At 67.2% G+C, this 20,978-nt stretch carries 13 protein-coding genes; all 13 read left to right on the top strand.

Features of this window, described 5'->3' with window-relative positions:
- Positions 1-150: 150 nt before the first annotated feature.
- Positions 151-1,383, top strand: a complete 1,233-nt coding sequence (gene glf, locus G6N35_RS18050; protein WP_163805486.1) for a UDP-galactopyranose mutase — start codon at positions 151-153, stop codon at positions 1,381-1,383.
- On the top strand, positions 1,380-3,311 hold the full coding sequence (locus G6N35_RS18045) for a glycosyltransferase (RefSeq protein ID WP_163805485.1): 1,932 nt from the start codon (positions 1,380-1,382) through the stop codon (positions 3,309-3,311). Before glf ends, G6N35_RS18045 begins: the two co-directional genes overlap by 4 nt.
- Positions 3,304-3,849, top strand: a complete 546-nt coding sequence (locus tag G6N35_RS18040) for a phosphatase PAP2 family protein (RefSeq protein WP_163805484.1) — start codon at positions 3,304-3,306, stop codon at positions 3,847-3,849. Before G6N35_RS18045 ends, G6N35_RS18040 begins: the two co-directional genes overlap by 8 nt.
- A complete protein-coding gene (locus G6N35_RS18035) occupies positions 3,846-4,760 on the top strand; it encodes a decaprenyl-phosphate phosphoribosyltransferase (protein ID WP_163805483.1) in 915 nt (304 codons plus the stop codon). The genes G6N35_RS18040 and G6N35_RS18035 overlap by 4 nt, the downstream gene beginning before the upstream one ends.
- Positions 4,726-6,747, top strand: coding sequence for a terminal beta-(1->2)-arabinofuranosyltransferase (gene zomB / locus G6N35_RS18030; protein WP_407664560.1), 2,022 nt, complete (start codon positions 4,726-4,728; stop codon positions 6,745-6,747). The genes G6N35_RS18035 and zomB overlap by 35 nt, the downstream gene beginning before the upstream one ends.
- A 108-nt stretch (positions 6,748-6,855) precedes the next feature.
- Complete coding sequence (locus G6N35_RS18025) at positions 6,856-7,908, top strand: esterase family protein (RefSeq protein ID WP_407664559.1); 1,053 nt, start codon at positions 6,856-6,858, stop codon at positions 7,906-7,908.
- A 120-nt stretch (positions 7,909-8,028) separates the two neighbouring features.
- On the top strand, positions 8,029-9,045 hold the full coding sequence (locus tag G6N35_RS18020) for an esterase family protein (protein ID WP_163805482.1): 1,017 nt from the start codon (positions 8,029-8,031) through the stop codon (positions 9,043-9,045).
- A gap of 160 nt (positions 9,046-9,205) precedes the next feature.
- Positions 9,206-10,096, top strand: a complete 891-nt coding sequence (locus tag G6N35_RS18015; protein WP_163805481.1) for an esterase family protein — start codon at positions 9,206-9,208, stop codon at positions 10,094-10,096.
- A gap of 82 nt (positions 10,097-10,178) precedes the next feature.
- A complete protein-coding gene (locus G6N35_RS18010) occupies positions 10,179-10,703 on the top strand; it encodes a DUF732 domain-containing protein (protein ID WP_246224349.1) in 525 nt (174 codons plus the stop codon).
- Positions 10,704-10,793: 90 nt separating this feature from the next.
- Entirely contained in the window at positions 10,794-11,741 is a 948-nt protein-coding gene (gene culp6 / locus G6N35_RS18005) for a carboxylesterase Culp6 (RefSeq protein WP_163807760.1), read from the top strand.
- A 268-nt stretch (positions 11,742-12,009) separates the two neighbouring features.
- Positions 12,010-13,902, top strand: coding sequence for a long-chain-fatty-acid--AMP ligase FadD32 (gene fadD32 / locus G6N35_RS18000; RefSeq protein ID WP_163805480.1), 1,893 nt, complete (start codon positions 12,010-12,012; stop codon positions 13,900-13,902).
- A gap of 204 nt (positions 13,903-14,106) precedes the next feature.
- On the top strand, positions 14,107-19,428 hold the full coding sequence (pks13, locus tag G6N35_RS17995; protein WP_246224638.1) for a polyketide synthase Pks13: 5,322 nt from the start codon (positions 14,107-14,109) through the stop codon (positions 19,426-19,428).
- A complete protein-coding gene (locus tag G6N35_RS17990) occupies positions 19,425-20,975 on the top strand; it encodes an acyl-CoA carboxylase subunit beta (RefSeq protein ID WP_163805478.1) in 1,551 nt (516 codons plus the stop codon). The genes pks13 and G6N35_RS17990 overlap by 4 nt, the downstream gene beginning before the upstream one ends.
- Positions 20,976-20,978 lie beyond the last annotated feature (3 nt).

Raw genomic sequence — 20,978 nt, 5'->3', positions numbered from 1 at the left:
GGTACGGCTGTGACTGGTGTGCTTAGAGTGACGATGCGGAATCGTGAGCTAATCGCGACCTTGATTTACTAGGAGCGCCAATAGATCTGCCGATGGCACCCCGGCTTGAGATGCGGGTCACAACCCCGCGGTCGGATACCCTAGGCGCCGATGACGTCTCCTGATTCCCTGGGCCGCCAAGCCCCCTACGACCTCTTCGTCGTCGGCTCCGGCTTCTTCGGTCTGACGATCGCCGAACGTGCGGCCACTCAGCTGGGCAAGCGCGTCCTCGTCGTCGAACGCCGCGGCCACATCGGCGGCAACGCCTACTCCGAACCGGAGCCGCAGACCGGGATCGAGATCCACAAGTACGGTGCGCACCTGTTCCATACCTCCAACGCGCGGGTATGGGATTACGTCCGCCAGTTCACCGATTTCACCGGCTATCAGCATCGCGTGTTCGCCATGCACAACGGCCAGGCCTACCAGTTCCCGATGGGCCTGGGTCTGGTGGCGCAGTTCTTCGGCCGGTACTACAGCCCTGACGAGGCCCGGGCGCTGATCGCCGAGCAGGCGGCCGAGATCGACACCGCGGACGCCCAGAACCTCGAAGAGAAGGCGATCTCCCTGATCGGCCGCCCGCTCTACGAGGCGTTCGTCCGCGACTACACCGCCAAGCAGTGGCAGACCGATCCCAAGGAACTGCCCGCCGCCAACATCACCCGGCTGCCGGTGCGCTACACCTTCGACAACCGGTACTTCAACGACACCTACGAAGGCCTGCCGGTCGACGGCTACACCGCGTGGCTGGAGAACATGGCCGCCGACGACCGCATCGAGGTCCGCACCGACACCGACTGGTTCGACGTGCGTGACGAGTTGCGCGCCCAGAGCCCGGATGCCCCGGTGGTCTACACCGGTCCGCTGGACCGCTATTTCGACTACGCCGAGGGCCGGCTGGGCTGGCGCACCCTGGACTTCGATGTCGAGGTCCTGCCGATCGGTGACTTCCAGGGCACGCCCGTCATGAACTACAACGACATCGACGTCCCCTACACCCGGATCCACGAGTTCCGGCATTTCCACCCCGAGCGGGACTATCCGGCCGACAAGACTGTGATCATGCGGGAGTACTCGCGCTTCGCCGACGATGACGATGAGCCGTACTACCCGATCAACACCGAATCCGACCGCGCGCTACTGGCCACCTACCGGGCCAGGGCCAAGGAGGAGACCGCCTCGGCGAAAGTGCTCTTTGGTGGCAGGCTGGGCACATACCAGTACCTGGACATGCACATGGCCATCGCGAGCGCGCTGAGCATGTACGACAACGTCCTGGCCCCCCACCTGCGCGACGGGACGCCGTTGGCCGGGCCGGACCAGACCGAAAGCAGCACAGCATGAGCGACATCCCGTCCGGGCCCATCGCGGCCGGCGAAACCAAAGCGGTGAGCCTGCTCGCCCGCGTGATCCTGCCGCGTCCCGGTGAGCCCCTGGACGTCCGCAAGCTCTACATCGAGGAGTCCGAGACCAACTCCCGGCGCGCGCACGCCCCCAACCGCACCACGCTGGAGATCGGCTCGGAATCGGAGGTGTCCTTCGCCACCTACTTCAACGCCTTCCCGGCCAGCTACTGGCGCCGGTGGTCGACGCTGGATTCGGTGGTGCTTCGGGTGGAGCTGACCGGCTCGGCCCGGGTGGACGTCTACCGGTCCAAGGCCACCGGAGCCCGGATCACCGTCGGCGGCACCCAGGTCACCAGTCCGGACGCCGACACCCCGACCGCCGCGGAGTTCGAGATCGGCCTGGACCCGTTCGAGGACGGCGGCTGGATCTGGTTCGACATCACCACCGACAGCAAGATCGTGCTGCACAAGGCTGCCTGGTATGCGCCGGTGCCCGCCCCTGGCCGGGCCAACATCACCGTCGGTATCCCGACGTTCAACCGTCCCGCCGACTGTGTCAGCGCCCTGCAGGCCCTGACCTCCGATCCGCTGGTCGACGAGGTGATCGGCGCGGTGATCGTCGCCGACCAGGGCACCAACAAAGCCAGTGCGCACCCCGACTTTCCCGCTGCGGCAGCGCTTTTGGGTGATCGGTTGACCATCCACAACCAGCCCAACCTGGGTGGCTCGGGCGGGTACAGCCGGGTCATGTACGAGGCGCTGAAGAACACCGACTGCGAACAGATCCTGTTCATGGACGACGACATCCGCATCGAGCCGGATTCGGTGCTGCGGGCCCTGGCGCTCAACCGATTCGCCAAGACCCCCACCCTGATCGGCGGGCAGATGCTCAACTTGCAGGAGCCGTCGCACCTGCACGTCATGGGTGAGATCGTCGACCGGTCCAACTTCATGTGGACCAATGCGCCGCACACCCAGTACGACCACGACTTCGCCAAGTACCCGCTGGCCGACGACGAGGACCGCAGCCTGGCGCTGCACCGCCGCATCGACGTCGACTACAACGGCTGGTGGATGTGCATGATCCCGCGCCAGGTCGCCGAGGAGCTCGGTCAGCCGTTGCCGCTGTTCATCAAGTGGGATGACGCCGACTACGGCCTGCGCGCCGGCGAGCACGGCTACGGAACCGTCACCATGCCGGGCACCGCCATCTGGCACATGGCCTGGAGCGACAAGGACGACGCCATCGACTGGCAGGCCTACTTCCACCTGCGTAATCGGTTGGTGGTCTCGGCGCTGCACTGGGACGGCGACATCCGGGGCCTGCTCGCCAGCTCGCTGAAGGCGACGTTCAAACACCTTCTCTGCCTTGAGTATTCGACGGTGGCGATCCAGAACAAGGCCATCGCCGACTTCCTGGCGGGCCCTGAGCACATCTTCTCCATCCTGGAGTCGGCACTGCCCGAGGTCCGCAAGATGCGTGAGCAGTACCCCGATGCCGTCGTACTGCCGGGGGCTACCTCGTTGCCCAAGCCCAGCGGCCGGACCAAGGTTCATCGTCCGCCGGTTTCCCTGCCCGCCATCGCTTTTCGGCTTAGCCGCGGCGTGATCCACCAGCTGCGCAAGGAAGACCCTCAGCACCACGAGCGTCCGCAGCTCAACGTGCCCACCCAGGACGCCCGGTGGTTCCTGTTGTGCAAGGTCGACGGTGTCACCGTCACCACCGCCGACGGCCGCGGCGTGGTCTTCCGGCAGCGTGACCGCGCCAAGATGTTCGCGCTGCTGCGGACCTCGCTACGCCAGCACATCGCGCTGGCCCGCAAGTACAACCGGATGCGCAAGGTGTACCGCAAAGCCCTGCCGGTGCTGTCCAGCAAGGAAAAGTGGGAGACGGTGCTGTTCGACCAGGCTGCGATCAATGCCTGACGGCCGCGAGCCCGTCGCACCGCCGCCCAGCGGTGAAGTCGCCGCCCTGGTGGCGGTGCAATCCCGGCTGGCCACCCCGCCGGTGCTGACGGTCGCCCGGTCGATGTCGCACTTCGGCGAACACGCCCAGGGTTGGGTGGCGCTGTCCGGGCTCGGTGCGCTGCTCTCGCGCAAGCGGCGCCGGGACTGGCTGCTGGTCGGCGTCGGAGCTGTTGCCGCGCACGCCGCCGCGATCGCCATCAAGCTCGTGGTGCGTCGCAAACGCCCGCATCACCCGGCCATCGCCGTCAATGTCGGCACGCCCAGTGCGCTGAGCTTCCCCTCCGCACACGCCACCTCCTCGACCGCCGCGGCTATGCTGCTGTGCCGGGCCACCCGCTCACCTCTTCCGCTGGTTGTGGTGCCTGCGATGGCCCTGTCGCGGCTGGTGCTGGGCGTGCACTACCCGACCGATGTGCTCGCCGGGGCAGCTGTGGGCGCGGTGGTCGCGCGTACTGTCGCACGCTTTGCCTCACCGCAGAAGGAGACGCACACGTGAGTGAGGAAGCACCGCTGGTCGCCGGGCCGCCGAGCAATCTGGCCGCGGGCATCGTCAAGGCCATCCGTCCCCGCCAGTGGGTGAAGAACCTGCTGGTGCTCGCCGCTCCGCTGGCGGCACTCGGTCGCGACGTGCACTACGACTACGGCGACGTCCTCTTCAAGGTCTCGATCGCGTTCGTGGTGTTCTGCCTGGCCGCGTCGTCGATCTATCTGGTCAACGATGCGCGCGACGTGGAAGCCGACCGCGCGCACCCGACCAAGCGGTTCCGCCCCATCGCCGCCGGTGTGCTGCCGGTGGGGCTGGCCTATGGCATCGCCGTGGTTCTGGCAGTGGCGTCGCTGGGGATCGCGTGGTGGCTCACCCCCCAGCTGGCGCTGGTGATGGCGATCTACATCGGGATCCAGCTGGCCTATTGCTTCGGGCTCAAACACCAAGCGGTGCTTGATATCTGCATCGTGTCCTCGGGATTCCTGATCCGGGCGATCGCGGGCGGTGTGGCCGCCGGCATCCCGCTGTCGCAGTGGTTCTTGTTGGTGATGGCGTTCGGCTCGCTGTTCATGGCGGCCGGAAAGCGTTACGCCGAACTGCAACTCGCCGAACGCACCGGCGCCAAGATTCGCAAGTCGCTGGAGAGCTACACCAGCACCTACCTGCGCTTCGTGTGGACGTTGTCGGCCACCGCCGTGGTGCTGTCGTACGGTCTGTTCGCCTTCGAGCGGGACGGCAACACCGGTTCCTGGTGGGCGGTTTCGATCGTCCCGTTCACCATCGCGATCCTGCGCTACGCCGTCGACGTCGACGGCGGACTGGCCGGCGAACCGGAGGAGATCGCCCTGCGCGACCGGGTGCTGCAGATGCTGGGGCTGTTGTGGATTGGAACGGTCGTTGCCGCGATCGTCTTCAGTTGATCTGCTGACCGCGCAACCCGACGAGGTAGCGCCCGAAGGGCCCAAACCGTTGTGGGCCCCGGCTTTTCCGTTCACCGTCACCACTCGGGTCAGCGTGTGGGTGGGCGTGGTGGTGGTCGCCGGACTGTTCGGTTGGGGCGCCTGGCAGCGCCGCTGGATCGCCGATGACGGACTGATCGTCCTGCGCACCGTCCGTAATCTGCTGGCAGGTAACGGCCCGGTGTTCAACGCCGGTGAGCGGGTCGAGTCCAACACCTCGACGCTGTGGACGTATCTGAACTACCTGGGTGCGGTGATCGGCGGACCGGTCCGGCTGGAGTACGTCACCCTGACCCTGGCGCTGACGTTGTCGGTGGCCGGGGTGGTGCTGGTGATGCTCGGCACCGCCCGGCTCTACGCGCCGCGCCTGCAGGGCCGTCGCGCCCTGCTGGTGCCCGCCGGCGCCCTGGTCTACATCGCTATCCCGCCTGCCCGCGACTTCGCCACCTCCGGTCTGGAGAACGGCTTGGTGCTCGCCTGGATCGGCCTGCTGTGGTGGATGCTGGTGTGCTGGTCGCAGCAGCAGCGCGACCGCGCCTGGTTCACCGCCGCCCTGGCCGTCGTCGCCGGGCTCAGTGTGCTGGTGCGCCCCGAGTTGGCCCTGATCGGCGGCGTCGCGCTGGTGATGATGCTGGTGGCAGCCCGTGGCTGGCGCACCCGCTTGCTGATCGTGGTCACCGGTGGTCTGCTGCCGGTGGCCTACCAGATTTTCCGGATGGGCTACTACGCCTTGCTGGTGCCCCAGACCGCATTGGCCAAGGACGCCACCGGCGACAAGTGGGGCCAGGGTCTGATCTATCTGGCCAACTTCAACAAGCCCTACGCACTGTGGATCCCGGCGCTGTTGCTGATCGCGCTCGGGGCGGTGCTGGTCCTGACCCGCAGCGCGCCGTGGTGGATTACCCCGGCGGATGCCCCCGGTGGTGGCTACCGCCGGTGGGCCCGCCTGGTGCAGAGCCCCGCGGCGGTGGTGATCTTCATGGTCGTCAGTGGGCTGCTGCAGGGCCTGTACTGGATCCGCCAGGGTGGCGACTTCATGCACGGGCGGGTTTTGCTGACACCGGTGTTCTGCCTGCTGGCCCCGGTCGCGGTGATTCCGCTGACCATGCCCGAGCGCACCCGGTTCGCCCGCGACAAGGCCGCCCTGCTGGCCGGCGGTGCCGCAGTCCTGTGGCTTGCGGTGGCCGGCTGGTCGTTGTGGGCGGCCAACTCGCCGGGGCTGGGCTCCGATGCCACCCGGGTGACCTACTCAGGCATCGTCGACGAGCGCCGCTTCTACTCGCAGGCCACTGGTCACGCCCACCCGCTGACTGCCGCCGACTACCTGGACTACCCGCGGATGCGCGCGGTCGTCGTGGCCATCAACAACACCCCCGACGGTGCGCTGCTGCTGCCCTCGGGTAACTACGACGTGTGGGACGTCGTGCCCGCGTTCCCGCCGCCGCCTCCGCCGCCCGGCGTGCCGATGGACACCTGGCGCCGCGAAATCGCGCCTCACACAGTCTTTTTCACGAACCTGGGCATGGTCGGGATGAACGTCGGACTCAACACCAGGGTGATCGACCAGATCGGTCTGGCCAACCCGCTGGCCGCCCACACCGCCCGGCTCGAGGACGGCCGAATCGGCCACGACAAGAACCTCTTCCCAGACTGGGCGGTCGCCGAGGGGCCCTGGCTCAAGAAGCATCCCTACGTCCCGCCCTACCTCGACGAGGGCTGGATCAAAGAAGCCGGAGTTGCCCTGCAGTGCCCGGAGACGGCCCGGAAACTGGAGTCCATCCGGGCTCCGCTGGGCATCCGCCGCTTCCTGTCGAATGTGCTGCACTCGCTGGACTACACCAGTTATCGCATCAATCGGGTGCCCCAGTACGAGCTGTTGCGCTGTGGGCTGGATGAGCCCGAATTGGACGGCACCCCGTACACTGGCTTACCGGCCACTGGGCCCTAGCCGTCAGGGGACGTTAGCTGGGAGGGCCCCGGCCGGTAACGCTGCGGTCAGATCGCGGCGATACACAGACAAAGTCGGGTAATGCGGCACACGCATGCCGTGGAACGGATGACAGAACAACCGATGCTTCGCGCAGTGAGTGGACCGGGCGTGCGCGCCCGTCGCCACCGGCTGGTCGCCATGGTCGCCGCCGTCCTGATGATGTCGGGGCTGACGGCGACGTCGGTGGGTGCGCCGCGTGCCGCGGCCTTCTCCCGCGACGGGCTGCCGGTGGAGTACCTCGACGTGTATTCGCCGTCGATGGGCCGCAACATCCGCGTGCAGTTCCAGAACGGAGCCGCCACGGCCCCGCCCGCGCCGAACGCGCCCGCTGCACCCTCCGCACCCACCAAGGCGGTCTACCTGCTCGACGGCCTGCGCGCCCAGGACGACTACAGCGGCTGGGACATCAACACTGCGGCCTTCGAATGGTTCTACGGTTCCGGGGTCTCGGTGGTGATGCCGGTCGGCGGGCAGTCCAGCTTCTATTCGGACTGGTACTCACCGTCGAGCTTCAACAAACAGCCCTACACGTACAAATGGGAGACATTCCTCACCGCTGAGCTGCCGGAGTTCCTGGCCGCCACCAAGCAGGTGTCGCGCACCGGAAACGGTGTGGTCGGTCTGTCGATGTCCGGTGGCGCGGCGCTGATCCTGGCCGCCTACCACCCGCAGCAGTTCAGCTACGCGGCGTCGCTGTCGGGATTTCTCAACCCGTCCTCGGTGCTGATGCAGCAGGCCATTCGAGTGGCGATGCTGGACGCCGGCGGCTACAACGTCGACAACATGTGGGGCGCCCCATGGGATCCGGCGTGGAAGCGCAATGACCCGGTCAAGCAGGCCGCCGTCCTGGCCCGCAACGGCACCCGGTTGTGGATCTACTGCGCGCCCGGCGGGCAGACCGACCTGGACCAGGGTGCCGACCCCGGTTTGGCGCTGAGCGCCAACAGCCTGGAGTCGATGGCGATCAAGAGCAACAAGGATTTCCAGGCTGCCTACGTCGCGGCCGGCGGCGCGAACGCCACCTTCAACTTCCCGCCGTCGGGCAATCACTCCTGGCCGTATTGGGGCGCTCAGCTGACCGCGTTGAAACCCGATCTGATCAGCACGATCAACCGATGAAAGGCGATCACGGGCAAATCTCTGAAGAGGAACGATCACATCACATGTGGTTGACTACGAAGGCACGGCTGCGCGGATCGCATGCGGTGCGGCACACACAAAAAGGATGGGAATAGTTGTATGAAGTTCGTTGAGAAGTTGCGTGGCGCATGGCTGCGCCGGCTGACGGTGGCCACCGCGGCCGCTGCCGTTCTGCCCGGCCTGATCGGCGTCGTCGGCGGCTCCGCAACGGCCGGGGCGTTCTCCAAGCCGGGCCTCCCGGTGGAGTACCTCGATATCCCGTCGGCCGGTATGGGCCGCGATATCCGGGTGCAGTTCCAAAGCGGTGGCGCCAACTCGCCCGCGGTGTACCTGCTCGACGGTCTGCGTGCGCAGGACGACTTCAACGGCTGGGACATCAACACCCCCGCCTTCGAGTGGTACTACGGCTCGGGCCTGTCGGTGATCATGCCCGTCGGCGGCCAGTCCAGCTTCTACAGCGACTGGTACAAGCCGGCGTGCGGCAAGAACGGCTGCCAGACCTACAAGTGGGAAACCTTCCTGACCCAGGAACTGCCCGCGTACCTGGCTGCCAACAAGCAGGTCAAGCCGACCGGTAGTGCCGCCGTCGGTCTGTCGATGGCCGGTTCGGCCGCGCTGACCCTGGCCATCTGGCACCCCGAGCAGTTCCCGTACGCCGCGGCGCTGTCCGGCTTCCTGAACCTCTCCGAGGGCTGGTGGCCGTTCCTGGTGAACATCTCGATGGGTGACGCCGGCGGCTTCAAGGCCGATGACATGTGGGGCTCCACCGGTGACCCGAACAACGCCTGGAAGCGCAACGACCCGCTGGTCAACATCCAGAAGCTGATCGACAACAACACCCGCATCTGGATCTACTGCGGTGACGGAAAGCCGTCGGACCTCGACGCCGGCACCAGCAGCGGCAACCTGTTCAACGCGAAGTTCCTCGAAGGGTTCACCCTGCGGACGAACAAGACCTTCCGTGACACCTACCTCGCGGACGGTGGCACCAACGGTGTGTTCAACTTCCCGGCCAACGGCACCCACAGCTGGGGCTACTGGGGCCAGCAGCTGCAGCAGATGAAGCCCGACATCCAGCGCGTCCTCGGGGCCACCCCGACGACACCTGCGAGCTGACGCAGCGACACCAGCCCAACGGCGGCGACCTCATCGAGGTCGTCGCCGTTGGCGTATGAGGGATCTATCACGTTGCGGTCACAGCGTGTGATTCACTACGTGCGGGTGGGACGGGCTTTTTGAATCGAACTTTGTAGCGGCAAGTCGACGTGAGGTGGCCATGAAGCTGTTGTCGAGACTGTTCCACGGGGCGTGCGCGGTGGCCCTCACGGTCGGCCTGTGGGGCGCGACCGCCCCGACCGGCCACGCGGCCGACGTCGAATACCTGATGGTGCCGTCGGCGGCCATGGGGCGCGATATCCCGGTGGCCTTCATGGCTGGCGGCCCGCACGCCGTGGTCCTGCTCGACGCCTTCAACGCCGGTGACCCGGTGAGCAACTGGGTGACCGCCGGCAACGCGATGAACACCCTGGCGGGTAAGGGCATCTCCGTGGTGGCCCCGGCCAGCGGCGCCTTCACCCTGTACACCAACTGGGAACAGGATGGCACCCGGCAGTGGGAGACCTTCCTGTCCGATGAGCTGCCCAACTGGCTGGCCGCCAACAAGGGCCTTGCACCGAGCGGGCATGCGATCGTCGGCGCCTCGCAGGGCGGCACCGGCGCGCTGATGGAAGCCACCTTCCACCCCGACCGGTACCGCTACGCCGGGTCGCTGTCGGGTTTCCTGACCCCGTCGAACACCTTCATGAACGGCGCGATCACCGCGGGGATGAACGAATTCGGCGGCGTCAACACCCAGGCCATGTGGGGAGCTGCGCAGCTGGGCCGGTGGAAGTGGCATGACCCTGACGTGCACGTGCAGCTGGTGGCGGACAACAACACCCGGTTGTGGATCTTCAGCCCGCAGACGACCACCTGTTCGGATGTTCCGGCCATGATCGGCTACTGCGACCAGGCCCAGGGCAGCAACCGCACGTACTACGCGCACTACCGCTCGGTCGGCGGGCACAACGGCCACTTCGACTTCCCGACCAGCGGTCAGCATGACTGGGGCAGCTGGTCGGCACAGCTGGCCGCGATGTCCGGCGACCTTGTGGCAGCCATCAAATAGGGGACATTCGGCAGCGAACTGTTAGCCATCCGCAACCACTCGTGGATCCTGAGTGCAGCTGTTGACCCGGTACCGTGGAGGCGTGCAGCCATCGGATGCCCGCATGCCCGGCAACGCTGCCGGTGACCCTGCCGGCAGTTCGGTGGCGCCCGTCGGCAGGCCCCGGCAGGTGCTGGTGGCCGGCATGCTGGTCCCCGCAGCCTGGCTACTGATCGGCTGCAGTGCGGGGGAGGATCTGGTCACCACGGCGGCGCCCGCCGAACAGGTGCTCGGTCCGGTGCACGGCCAGGGTGCCTCGCTGTCGCCGGACAGCGGGATGCAGTCGGCCAAACTCGACGTCACCCCGGTGCAGCGGTCCTTCCTGGACGCGCTGTCCGCGGCGGGCGTGCACCCCTCCAGCGAGTTGCAGGCGCTGTCCATCGGCTCCTCGGTGTGTCAGGCCCACGCGGCCGGCCAGAGCGATCAGGCGGTGTGGGACTACATCGCCCCGATGGTGCGCAGCGACGTCGACGATGCCCCTTCGCCGTCACCGCCGACGGCGTCCGATACGCAGGTCAATGCGGTGACGGCGGATTACATCCGGATCGCCACCCAGCGGCTCTGCTAGCAGGGAGACAACAACCCCTTGGCTCGCAAAACCCGGACGAATGCCCGGCGTCGCCGCCATCGCATCCTCGGCCTCGTCGCCGCAGTCGCGATGGCCGTCGCCGTGGCCCTGATCGTCGCCATCATCGTGATCGTCGTGCGCAAGCCGGAGTCGCCACCCACCGCGGTGCCGCCAACGGCCGTTCCGCCGACGGCCACCACACCCGGCAAGAAACCGCGTCCGGAATTCCAGAACGCCAGTTGCCCCGACGTCGACATGATCGCCATTCCCGGCACGTGGGAGTCCTCGCCGACCGACGATCCGCTCAACCCGACGCAGTTCCCGATCGCGCTGTTGCGCAATGTGACCGGACCGCTCACCGATCAGTTCGGCCGGGACCGCCTCGAGGTGTACACCGTTCCCTACACCGCGCAGTTCCACAATCCGCTCTCGGCGGACAAGCAGATGTCCTACAACGACAGCCGCGCCGAGGGAACCCGCGCCGCGGTCAAGGCCATGACCGAGATGAACGAGCGCTGCCCGCTGACGTCGTACGTGATCGTCGGCTTCTCCCAGGGCGCGGTGATCGGCGGTGACCTGGCCAGTGACATCGGTAACGGTCGCGGACCGGTCGACGAGGATCTGGTGCTCGGTGTCACGTTGATCGCCGACGGGCGGCGACAGGTCGGTGTCGGCCAGGACGTCGGACCCAATCCGCCGGGTCAGGGCGCCGAGATCACCCTGCATGAGGTGCCGGTGCTCTCGGCCATGGGCCTGACCATGACCGGTGAGCGTCCCGGCGGGTTCGGCGCGCTGAACAACCGGACCAACCAGATCTGCGCGCCGGGTGATCTGATCTGCGCGGCACCGGAACAGGCGTTCAACATCACCAACCTGCCCGAGACCCTCAATGTGCTCGCCGGGGGCGCCGGTCAGCCGGTCCATGCCATGTACAACACGCCGCAGTTCTGGAACCTCGACGGCCAGACCGCGACGGCGTGGACACTGAACTGGGCGCGCGATCTGATCCAGAACGCGCCTCAACCGAAACACGGATGATGCGGTACCGACACGCGATCCGATTTGGCCGCCGCCGCTACTGCGCCTAACATTAAGAAGAAAATAAGAGCTACGGCGTCGACCGTTGGCGAGGACGGCATCACACGTCCGAACTGGCGGGGGCATCCTGATCTCGGTTCAGCCGGGACTTAGGTGTTCTCTGTACCATCTGTGAGGTTTGGGGCCCGCGACGCAGGGTGACCGGTGGCGCGACCTACGCGCGGCCGCCGAAGGGCCCGACACAGATGTGTTCTGACAGGAGAGTGGTATGCCGTTCCATAACCCGTTCATCAAGAACGGCCGGATCACCTTCCCCGAGGGCGCCAGCGTGGTCAAGCATGTCGAGCGCTGGGCCAAGGTCCGCGGCGACAAGCTGGCCTACCGTTTCCTGGATTTCTCCACCGAACGCGACGGTGTGGTCCGCGAACTGCGCTGGGCCGACTTCAGCACCCGCAACCGCGCCGTGGCTGCCCGGCTGCAGCAGGTGACCCAGCCTGGTGACCGGGTGGCCATCCTGTGCCCGCAGAACCTCGAATACCTGATCGCCATGTTCGGCACCATGTACTCCGGCCGGATCGCCGTCCCGCTGTTCGATCCGTCCGAGCCCGGTCACGTCGGCCGCCTGCACGCGGTGCTCGACGACTGCACCCCGTCGGCGATCCTGACCACCACCGAGGCCGCCGAAGGGGTGCGCAAGTTCTTCCGCACCCGCCCGGCCAAGGACCGCCCCCGCGTCATCGCCGTCGACGCCGTGCCCGACGAGGTCGGTGCCACCTGGGAGCACTACGACGACATCGACGAGACCACTATCGCCTACCTGCAGTACACCTCCGGGTCGACCCGGATCCCCACCGGTGTGCAGATCACCCACCTGAACCTGGCCACCAACATCGTCCAGGTGATCGAGGCGCTCGAAGGCGAGGAAGGCGACCGCGGCGTTTCGTGGCTGCCGTTCTTCCACGACATGGGCCTGATCACCGCGCTGCTGTCGCCGATGATCGGGCACTACTTCACGTTCATGACGCCTGCGGCTTTCGTGCGCCGTCCCGGCCGCTGGATCCGCGAGCTCGCCCGCAAGCCCGGTGACACCGGCGGCACCATCTCCCCGGCACCCAACTTCGCCTTCGACCACGCGGCACTGCGCGGTCTGCCCAAGGACGACGAGGAGCCGCTGGATCTGTCCAACGTCAAGGCCATCCTCAACGGCAGCGAGCCGATCTCGGCGGCCACTGTGCGCCGGTTCAACGAGGCGTTCGGCCCGTACGGCTTCCAGCCCAAGGCCATCAAGCCGTCCTACGGCCTGGCCGAGGCCACGCTCTTCGTGTCGACCACGCCGTCCTCCGACGAGCCCACGATCATCTCCGTCGACCGCGACGAGCTGAATGTCGGCCGCTTCGTGCAGGTGCCCGATGATTCACCGAAGGCGGTCGCCCAGGCCGGTGCGGGCAAGATCGGCGTCGACGAGTGGGCGGTGATCGTCGACCACGAGTCGGCCACCGAGCTCCCCGACGGGCAGATCGGCGAGATCTGGATCAGCGGCCAGAACATGGGCACCGGGTACTGGAACAAGCCCGAGGAGACCGTCGCGGTCTTCCAGAACATCCTCAAGTCACGGACCAGCCCGTCGCACGCCGAGGGCGCGGCCGATGACGCGACCTGGGTGCGCACCGGCGACCTCGGTGCCTACCACGACGGCGAGCTCTACATCACCGGCCGCACCAAGGACCTGGTGATCGTCGACGGCCGTAATCACTACCCGCAGGATTTGGAGTACTCCGCGCAGGAGGCCACCAAGGCGGTGCGCACCGGATTCGTCGCGGCCTTCTCGGTGCCGGCGAACCGGCTGCCCGACGAGGTGTTCGAGAACGCCCATTCGGGTCTCAAGCGCGATGCCGACGACACCTCCGAGCAGCTGGTGATCGTCGCCGAGCGCGCCCCCGGTTCCCACAAGATGGAGCTGGGCCCGATCGTCGACGACATCCGCGCGGCGGTTGCGGTGCGCCACGGTGTCACGGTGCGTGACGTGCTGCTGACCCCGGCCGGTGCGATTCCGCGTACCTCCAGCGGCAAGATCGGCCGGCGTGCCTGCCGTTCGGCCTATCTGGACGGCACCCTGCGCAGTGGGAAGGTGGCCAACGCCTTCCCGGACGAGACGGAATGACGACCGAAAGAAGTTCCTAAGTGGTCGATGGAGCGTGCGGCACGAAACCGTGGTCGAACGCTCCCTCGCACGAGGTGAGGCCTCAGCATGTCTGAATCAAACACGCCCCCAGAAGATTCCACGATCGCAAGCAACCCCGCGGAGGGCAGGAGCGAAGCGACCGGGGAATTGGCCGAGGACGCGCCAACGCCAGCCCGCACCGACATGACCGTCGCGGAGATGCGCGAGTGGCTGCGCAACTGGGTGGCCAACGCTACCTCGCAGTCGCCGGACAAGATCGACGAGTCCACCCCGATGGTCGAGCTGGGTCTGTCCTCGCGTGACGCGGTGGCGATGGCCTCCGATATCGAGGACCTGACCGGGGTCACGCTGACCGCCACCGTCGCGTTCCGGCATCCGACCATCGAATCACTGGCCACCGTGATCATCGAGGGCGAGCCTGAGGCCGAGTACAACGAGGACGGCCAGGACTGGGTCCGCACCGTCGACGAGGGCGTATACAACATCGCCATCGTCGGCCTGGCGACCCGGTTCCCCGGCGATATGAACACCCCGGACGAGATGTGGCAGGCGCTGCTGGAGGGTCGCGACGCGATCACCGACCTGCCCGAGGGCCGCTGGGCCGAGTTCCTGGCCGACCCGCGGATCGCCGACCGGGTGGGCAAGGCCGCCACCCGTGGCGGCTATCTGAGCGACATCAAGGGGTTCGACGCCGAGTTCTTCGCGCTGTCGAAGATGGAAGCCGACAACATGGATCCGCAGCAGCGCATGGCGCTGGAGCTGACCTGGGAGGCGCTGGAGAACGCCCGCATCCCGGCGTCGAGCCTGCGCGGCACCGATGTCGGCGTCTTCATGGGTGCGTCCAACAACGACTACCAGTTCCTGGCGGTCGCTGATCCGACGACGGCGCACCCCTATGCGATCACCGGCACCACCAGCTCGATCATCGCCAACCGGGTGTCGTACTTCTACGATTTCCGCGGTCCGTCGGTGGCGGTCGACACCGCCTGCTCCAGCTCGCTGGTGGCCACCCATCAGGGTGTGCGGTCCCTGCGGTCGGGTGAGATCGACGTGGCCATCGTCGGTGGCGTCAACGCGATGATCACCCCCCTGGTCACGATCGGCTTCGACGAGGTCGGTGGCGTTCTGGCACCCGATGGCCGGATCAAGTCGTTCTCCTCTGACGCCAACGGGTATTCGCGCGCCGAGGGCGGTGGTGTCCTCGTGCTCAAGCGGCTGGCCGACGCCCGCCGCGATGGTGACGAGATCCTGGCCGTGATCGCCGGTGGCGCGGTCAACCACGACGGCCGCTCCAACGGCATGCTGGCGCCCAACCCCGACGCCCAGGCCGAGGTGCTGCGCAAGGCCTACCGGGACGCCGGTATCAACCCGCGCTCCGTCGACTACATCGAGGCGCACGGCACCGGAACCATCCTCGGTGACCCGATCGAGGCCGACGCGCTGGGCCGCGTCATCGGCCGGGGCCGTTCCGCCGACCAGCCCGCGCTGCTCGGGGCGGTCAAGTCGAACGTGGGCCACCTGGAGTCCGCGGCCGGCGCGGCCAGCCTGGCCAAGGTCGCATTGTCGTTGAGCCGCAACAAGGTTCCGCCGTCCATCAACTACTCCGGACCCAACCCCTACATCGACTTCGACGGTATTCACCTGAAGGTCGCCGACTCCGTCACCGAATGGCCCCGCTACAGCGGCCATGCGGTGGCCGGTGTGTCGGGCTTCGGTTTCGGTGGGGCCAACGCCCACCTGGTGCTGCGCGAGGTGCTGCCCACCGATCTCATCGAACCCGAACCGCAGACAGATTCGGCCGACAAGCCGGACACCTCTGCCGCCGACGCCGTCTATGTGGGTGGTGTGCGGATGGACGAGTACGGCGAGTTCATCGACGATGACGACGAGTACAGCGCCGCGGCAACTGCCTTCGCTGACGACGCCGAGCCGGAACTGCCCGGCCTCACCGAGGAGGCCCTCGAGCTCATCGAGGCCGCCCGTGCCGAGCTGGAAGCTGCGCAAGACAAGCCGGCTCAGGTTGTCCCACTGGCTATTTCGGGATTCCTGACCTCGCGCAAGCGCACTGTGGCTGCTGAGCTGGCGGACTGGATCGACAGCCCGGAAGGCCGGGCGGCGTCGCTGGAGTCCATCGGGCGTTCGCTCTCGCGGCGCAACCACGGTCGCTCCCGTGCGGTCGTGATGGCCCACGATCACGACGAGGCCGTCAAGGGTCTGCGCGCGATCGCCGACGGCAAGCAGAGCCCGCTGGTCTACAGCGCCGACGGTCCGGTCACCAACGGCCCGGTCTGGGTGTTCGCCGGATTCGGTGCGCAACACCGCAAGATGGGCAAGGAGCTCTACCTGCGCGACGAGGTGTTCGCGGAGTGGATCAACAAGGTCGACGCGCTGATCCAGGACGAGCGTGGCTACTCGATCGTCGAGCTGATCCTCGACGATGCGATCGACTACACCAACGAAACCTGCGAATACCCGATCGAAGTCGTCCAGACGGTGATCTACGCACTGCAGATCGCCCTCGGTGAACTGCTGCGCCACCATGGCGCGACGCCGGGTGCGGTGATCGGGCAGTCGCTCGGCGAGGCCGCCGCGGCCTACTTCGCCGGCGGCCTGTCGCTGGCCGACGCCACCCGCACCATCTGCTCGCGCGCCCACCTGATGGGTGAGGGCGAGGCCATGCTGTTCGGTGAGTACATCCGGCTGATGGCGTTGGTGGAGTACTCCGCCGACGAGATCAAGACGGTGTTCTCCGACTACCCGGATCTGGAGGTGTGCGTCTACGCCGCACCGACCCAGACCGTGATCGGTGGGCCGCCTGAGCAGATCGACGCGATCGTCGCCCGCGCCGAAGCCGAGGGTAAGTTCGCCCGCAAGCTGCAGACCAAGGGCGCCAGCCACACTCAGCAGATGGACCCGCTGCTCGGCGAGCTGTCCGCGGAGATCACCGGCATCGACGCTCACCCGCTGCAGGTCCCGTACTACTCGACGGTGCACGAGGGCAGCCTGATCCGCCCCGGCGGCGAACCGATCCACGATGTCGAGTACTGGAAGAAGGGGCTGCGGCACAGCGTCTACTTCACCCAGGGCATCCGCAACGCCGTCGACAACGGTCACACCACATTCCTGGAGCTGGCTCCGAATCCGGTGGCGCTCATGCAGGTTGGCCTGACCACCGCATCGGCCGGCCTGCACGACGGGCAGCTCATCGCGACCCTCGCCCGCAAGCAGGACGAGGTCGCGTCGATGGTCGCGGCCATGGCTCAGCTCTATGTCTACGGCCACGACCTGGACTTCCGAAGCATGTTCGGCCCCGGGGATTACGCCGCGATCCCGCCGACCCGGTTCCGGCGCAAGGAGCACTGGCTCAACGCCCAGTTCTCGGCCGACGGTGCGACGATGATCCCGGGCACCCACGTGGCGACCCCGGACGGCAGACATGTCTGGGAGTACGCCGCCAAGGGGCAGACGGATCTGGCCGCTCTGGTGAAAGCCGCTGCGGTGCAGGTACTTCCGGATGCCACCCTGACGGCGTCCGAGCAGCGGGCGGTGCCCGGTGAGGGTGCCCGGCTGGTGACCACCCTGACCCGGCACCCCGGCGGCGCCTCGGTTCAGGTGCACGCGCGGATCGACGAATCGTTCACGTTGGTCTACGACGCCATCGTCACCCGCTCCGGCGCGGTGTCGGCGCTGCCCGCCGCGGTCGCCACCGGCGTCGCGGTCACTGCACCGGTGCAAGCCCCGGCCGTCGAGGAGCCGGCGGACGATGCGTCCATCCTGCACGACAACCTGGCCGCCGGCGCGGGAGTGGCTGCGACACTGGGCAAATGGTCACCGGACACCGATGAGACCGTGCACGACCGGCTGTCGCTGATCGTCGGCAGTGCCATGGGCTACGAGCCCGAGGACCTGCCGTGGGAAGTGCCGCTGATCGAGCTGGGCCTGGATTCGCTGATGGCGGTGCGGATCAAGAACCGCGTCGAGTACGACTTCGACCTGCCGCCGATCCAGCTGACCGCGGTGCGCGACGCCAACCTCTATGCCGTCGAGAAGCTCATCGAGTACGCGATCGAGCACCGTGACGAGGTCGAGGATCTGGCCGAGGCGCAGAAGGGCAAGACGGCCGAGGAGATCGCCGCCGAGCAGGCCGAGCTCATGGGCGGTGCGACCACCGTCGCCGAACTCGAGGCCAAGCTGGCCGAGGCCGGTCACCCGATCGCGGCCGAAGCGACAGAAGCGGCCGCACCCGAGCCGAATGTTCCGCCGCCGCCCACCAACCCGGCCGGTCCGGCCATCCCGCCGCCGCCGACCGATCCGTCGGGTCCTGGGGCCGGAAAGTCCGCCGGGGCGAGCGAAGCGACGGGAAAATCCGCCGCCGCCAAGGCGGCTGCGAAGGTTCTCACCCAGGAGGCCGTCACGGAGGCCCTCGGTGCCGACGTGCCTCCGCGTGAAGCCGCCGAACGGGTGACTTTCGCGACCTGGGCCATCGTCACCGGCAAGTCGCCGGGCGGCATCTTCAACGAGTTGCCCGCCGTCGACGACGAGACCGCGGGCAAGATCGCCCAGCGGCTCTCCGAACGCGCCGAGGGCACCATCACCGTCGAGGACGTCCGCGCCGCCAAGACCATCGAGGAATTGGCCACGACGGTGCGTGAGTTCCTCGAGGCCGGCGAGCTCGAAGGCTTCGTGCGGACCCTGCGTGCGCCCAAAGAGGGCAGCAAGCACGTGCCGGTGTTCGTGTTCCACCCGGCGGGCGGCTCGACCGTGGTCTACGAGCCGCTGCTCAAGCGCCTGCCGGCGGACACCCCGGTGTACGGGCTGGAGCGGGTCGAGGGCTCGATCGAGGAGCGGGCCGCCGAGTACGTGCCCAAGCTGATGGAGATCAACGGCAAGGGTCCCTACATCCTGGCCGGCTGGTCGCTGGGCGGGGCGCTGGCCTACGCCTGCGCGGTGGGCCTCAAACGCAACGGCTGCGACGTCCGCTTCGTCGGTCTGATCGACACGGTGCGCGCCGGCGAGGAGGTGCCGCAGACCAAGGAGGAGATCCGGGCTCGCTGGGACCGTTATGCGTTGTTCGCCCAGCGCACCTTCAACGTGGAGATCCCAGAGATCCCCTACGCGCAGCTCGAGGAACTCGACGACGAGGGCCAGGTGCGTTTCGTACTCGACGCCGTCCAGGAGAGCGGAGTGAACATCCCCGGCGGTGTCATCGAGCACCAGCGGACGTCATACCTGGACAACCGTGCCCTGGACACCGCCAACATCGAGCAGTACGACGGCCACGTCACGCTCTACATGGCCGACCGCTACCACGATGACGCGATCATGTTCGAGCCGCGCTACGGCATCCGTAAGCCCGACGGCGGCTGGGGCGAGTTCGTCTCCGAACTGGAAGTCGTCCCCATCGGGGGCGAGCACATCCAGGCCATCGATGAGCCGTACATTGCGAAGGTCGGCGCTCACCTGAGCGAGGCGATCAACCGCATTGATGCTGAGGAGAACCAGTGACCGCCAGCACGACCGCCGAGAAGCTCGCCGAACTCCGCGAAAAGCTGGAGCTGGCAAAGGAACCCGGTGGTGAGGCGGCTGCCGCCAAGCGCGACAAGCGCGGCATCCCGAGTGCCCGGGCCCGCATCCACGCGCTGCTCGACCCGGGCAGTTTCCTGGAGATCGGCGCGCTGGCCCGCACCCCGGGTGACCCGAACGCGCTGTACGGCGACGGTGTGGTCACTGGCCACGGCACCATCAACGGCCGCCCGGTGGGGGTGTTCTCCCATGACCAGACCGTGTTCGGCGGATCGGTCGGCGAGATGTTCGGCCGCAAGGTCGCCAAGCTGATGGAGTGGGTGGCCATGGTCGGCTGCCCGATCATCGGTATCAACGACTCCGGCGGTGCCCGCATCCAGGATGCCGTCACCTCGCTGGCCTGGTACGCCGAGCTCGGCCGCCGCCACGAGCTGTTGTCCGGTGTGGTGCCGCAGATCTCGATCATCCTGGGCAAATGCGCGGGTGGCGCGGTCTACTCGCCGATCCAGACCGACCTCGTGGTCGCCGTGCGCGACCAGGGCTACATGTTCGTCACCGGGCCCGACGTCATCAAGGACGTCACCGGTGAGGACGTCACCCTCGACGAGCTCGGCGGCGCGGACTACCAGGCCCGCTACGGCAACATCCACCAGGTGGTCGACTCGGAGAAGGACGCCTTCCAGTACGTCCGGGATTTCCTGGAGTTCTTGCCGCCCAACACCTTCGACGACGCACCGGTGATCAACCCGGGCCTGGAGCCCGAGATCACCCCGCACGATCTCGAACTGGACAGCCTGGTGCCGGACGCGGACAACACCGCCTACGACATGCACGAGATCCTGATCCGGATCTTCGACGACGGTGACTTCCTCGACGTGGCGGCCCAGGCCGGTCAGGCGATGATCACCGGGTTCGCCCGCGTCGACGGCCGCCCGGTCGGGGTGATCGCCAATCAGCCGATGTACATGTCGGGTGCCATCGACAACGAGGCTTCCGACAAGGCGGCCCGGTTCGTCCGGTTCTGCGACGCGTTCAACGTGCCGCTGGTCTTCGTCGTCGACACCCCGGGTTTCTTGCCCGGTGTGGAGCAGGAGAAGAACGGCATCATCAAGCGCGGCGGCCGGTTCCTGTACGCGGTGGTCGAGGCCGACGTGCCGAAGGTGACGCTGACCATCCGCAAGTCCTACGGCGGTGCGTACGCCGTGATGGGTTCCAAGCAGCTCACCGCCGATCTGAACTTCGCCTGGCCGACGGCCCGGATCGCAGTGATCGGTGCCGAGGGTGCGGCCCAGCTGTTGGTCAAGCGGTTCCCGGATCCCACCGCACCGGAGGTGCAGAAGATCCGCGCGGACTTCATCGAGGGCTACAACCTCAACATGGCGATTCCCTACATCGCCGCCGAGCGCGGGTTCATCGACGCGGTGATCGAACCTCACCAGACTCGGCTGCTGTTGCGCAGGTCGCTGAAGCTGCTGCGCGACAAGCAGATCAACCGGGTGCTGCGCAAGCACGGCCTGATCCCGATCTAACCG

The organism is Mycolicibacterium anyangense (genome assembly GCF_010731855.1).
GTDB lineage: Bacteria > Actinomycetota > Actinomycetes > Mycobacteriales > Mycobacteriaceae > Mycobacterium > Mycobacterium anyangense.
This window is presented reverse-complemented; position numbering and strand designations above follow the sequence as displayed.

Excerpts from the sequence above, each read along its gene's own strand:
- glf (WP_163805486.1), top strand. The coding sequence starts at position 151 with ATGACGTCTCCTGATTCCCTGGGCCGCCAAGCCCCCTACGACCTCTTC.
- G6N35_RS18045 (WP_163805485.1), top strand. The coding sequence starts at position 1,380 with ATGAGCGACATCCCGTCCGGGCCCATCGCGGCCGGCGAAACCAAAGCG.
- G6N35_RS18040 (WP_163805484.1), top strand. The coding sequence starts at position 3,304 with ATGCCTGACGGCCGCGAGCCCGTCGCACCGCCGCCCAGCGGTGAAGTC.
- G6N35_RS18025 (WP_407664559.1), top strand. The coding sequence starts at position 6,856 with ATGACAGAACAACCGATGCTTCGCGCAGTGAGTGGACCGGGCGTGCGC.
- G6N35_RS18020 (WP_163805482.1), top strand. The coding sequence starts at position 8,029 with ATGAAGTTCGTTGAGAAGTTGCGTGGCGCATGGCTGCGCCGGCTGACG.
- G6N35_RS18015 (WP_163805481.1), top strand. The coding sequence starts at position 9,206 with ATGAAGCTGTTGTCGAGACTGTTCCACGGGGCGTGCGCGGTGGCCCTC.
- culp6 (WP_163807760.1), top strand. The coding sequence starts at position 10,794 with ATGGCCGTCGCCGTGGCCCTGATCGTCGCCATCATCGTGATCGTCGTG.
- fadD32 (WP_163805480.1), top strand. The coding sequence starts at position 12,010 with ATGCCGTTCCATAACCCGTTCATCAAGAACGGCCGGATCACCTTCCCC.
- pks13 (WP_246224638.1), top strand. The coding sequence starts at position 14,107 with ATGACCGTCGCGGAGATGCGCGAGTGGCTGCGCAACTGGGTGGCCAAC.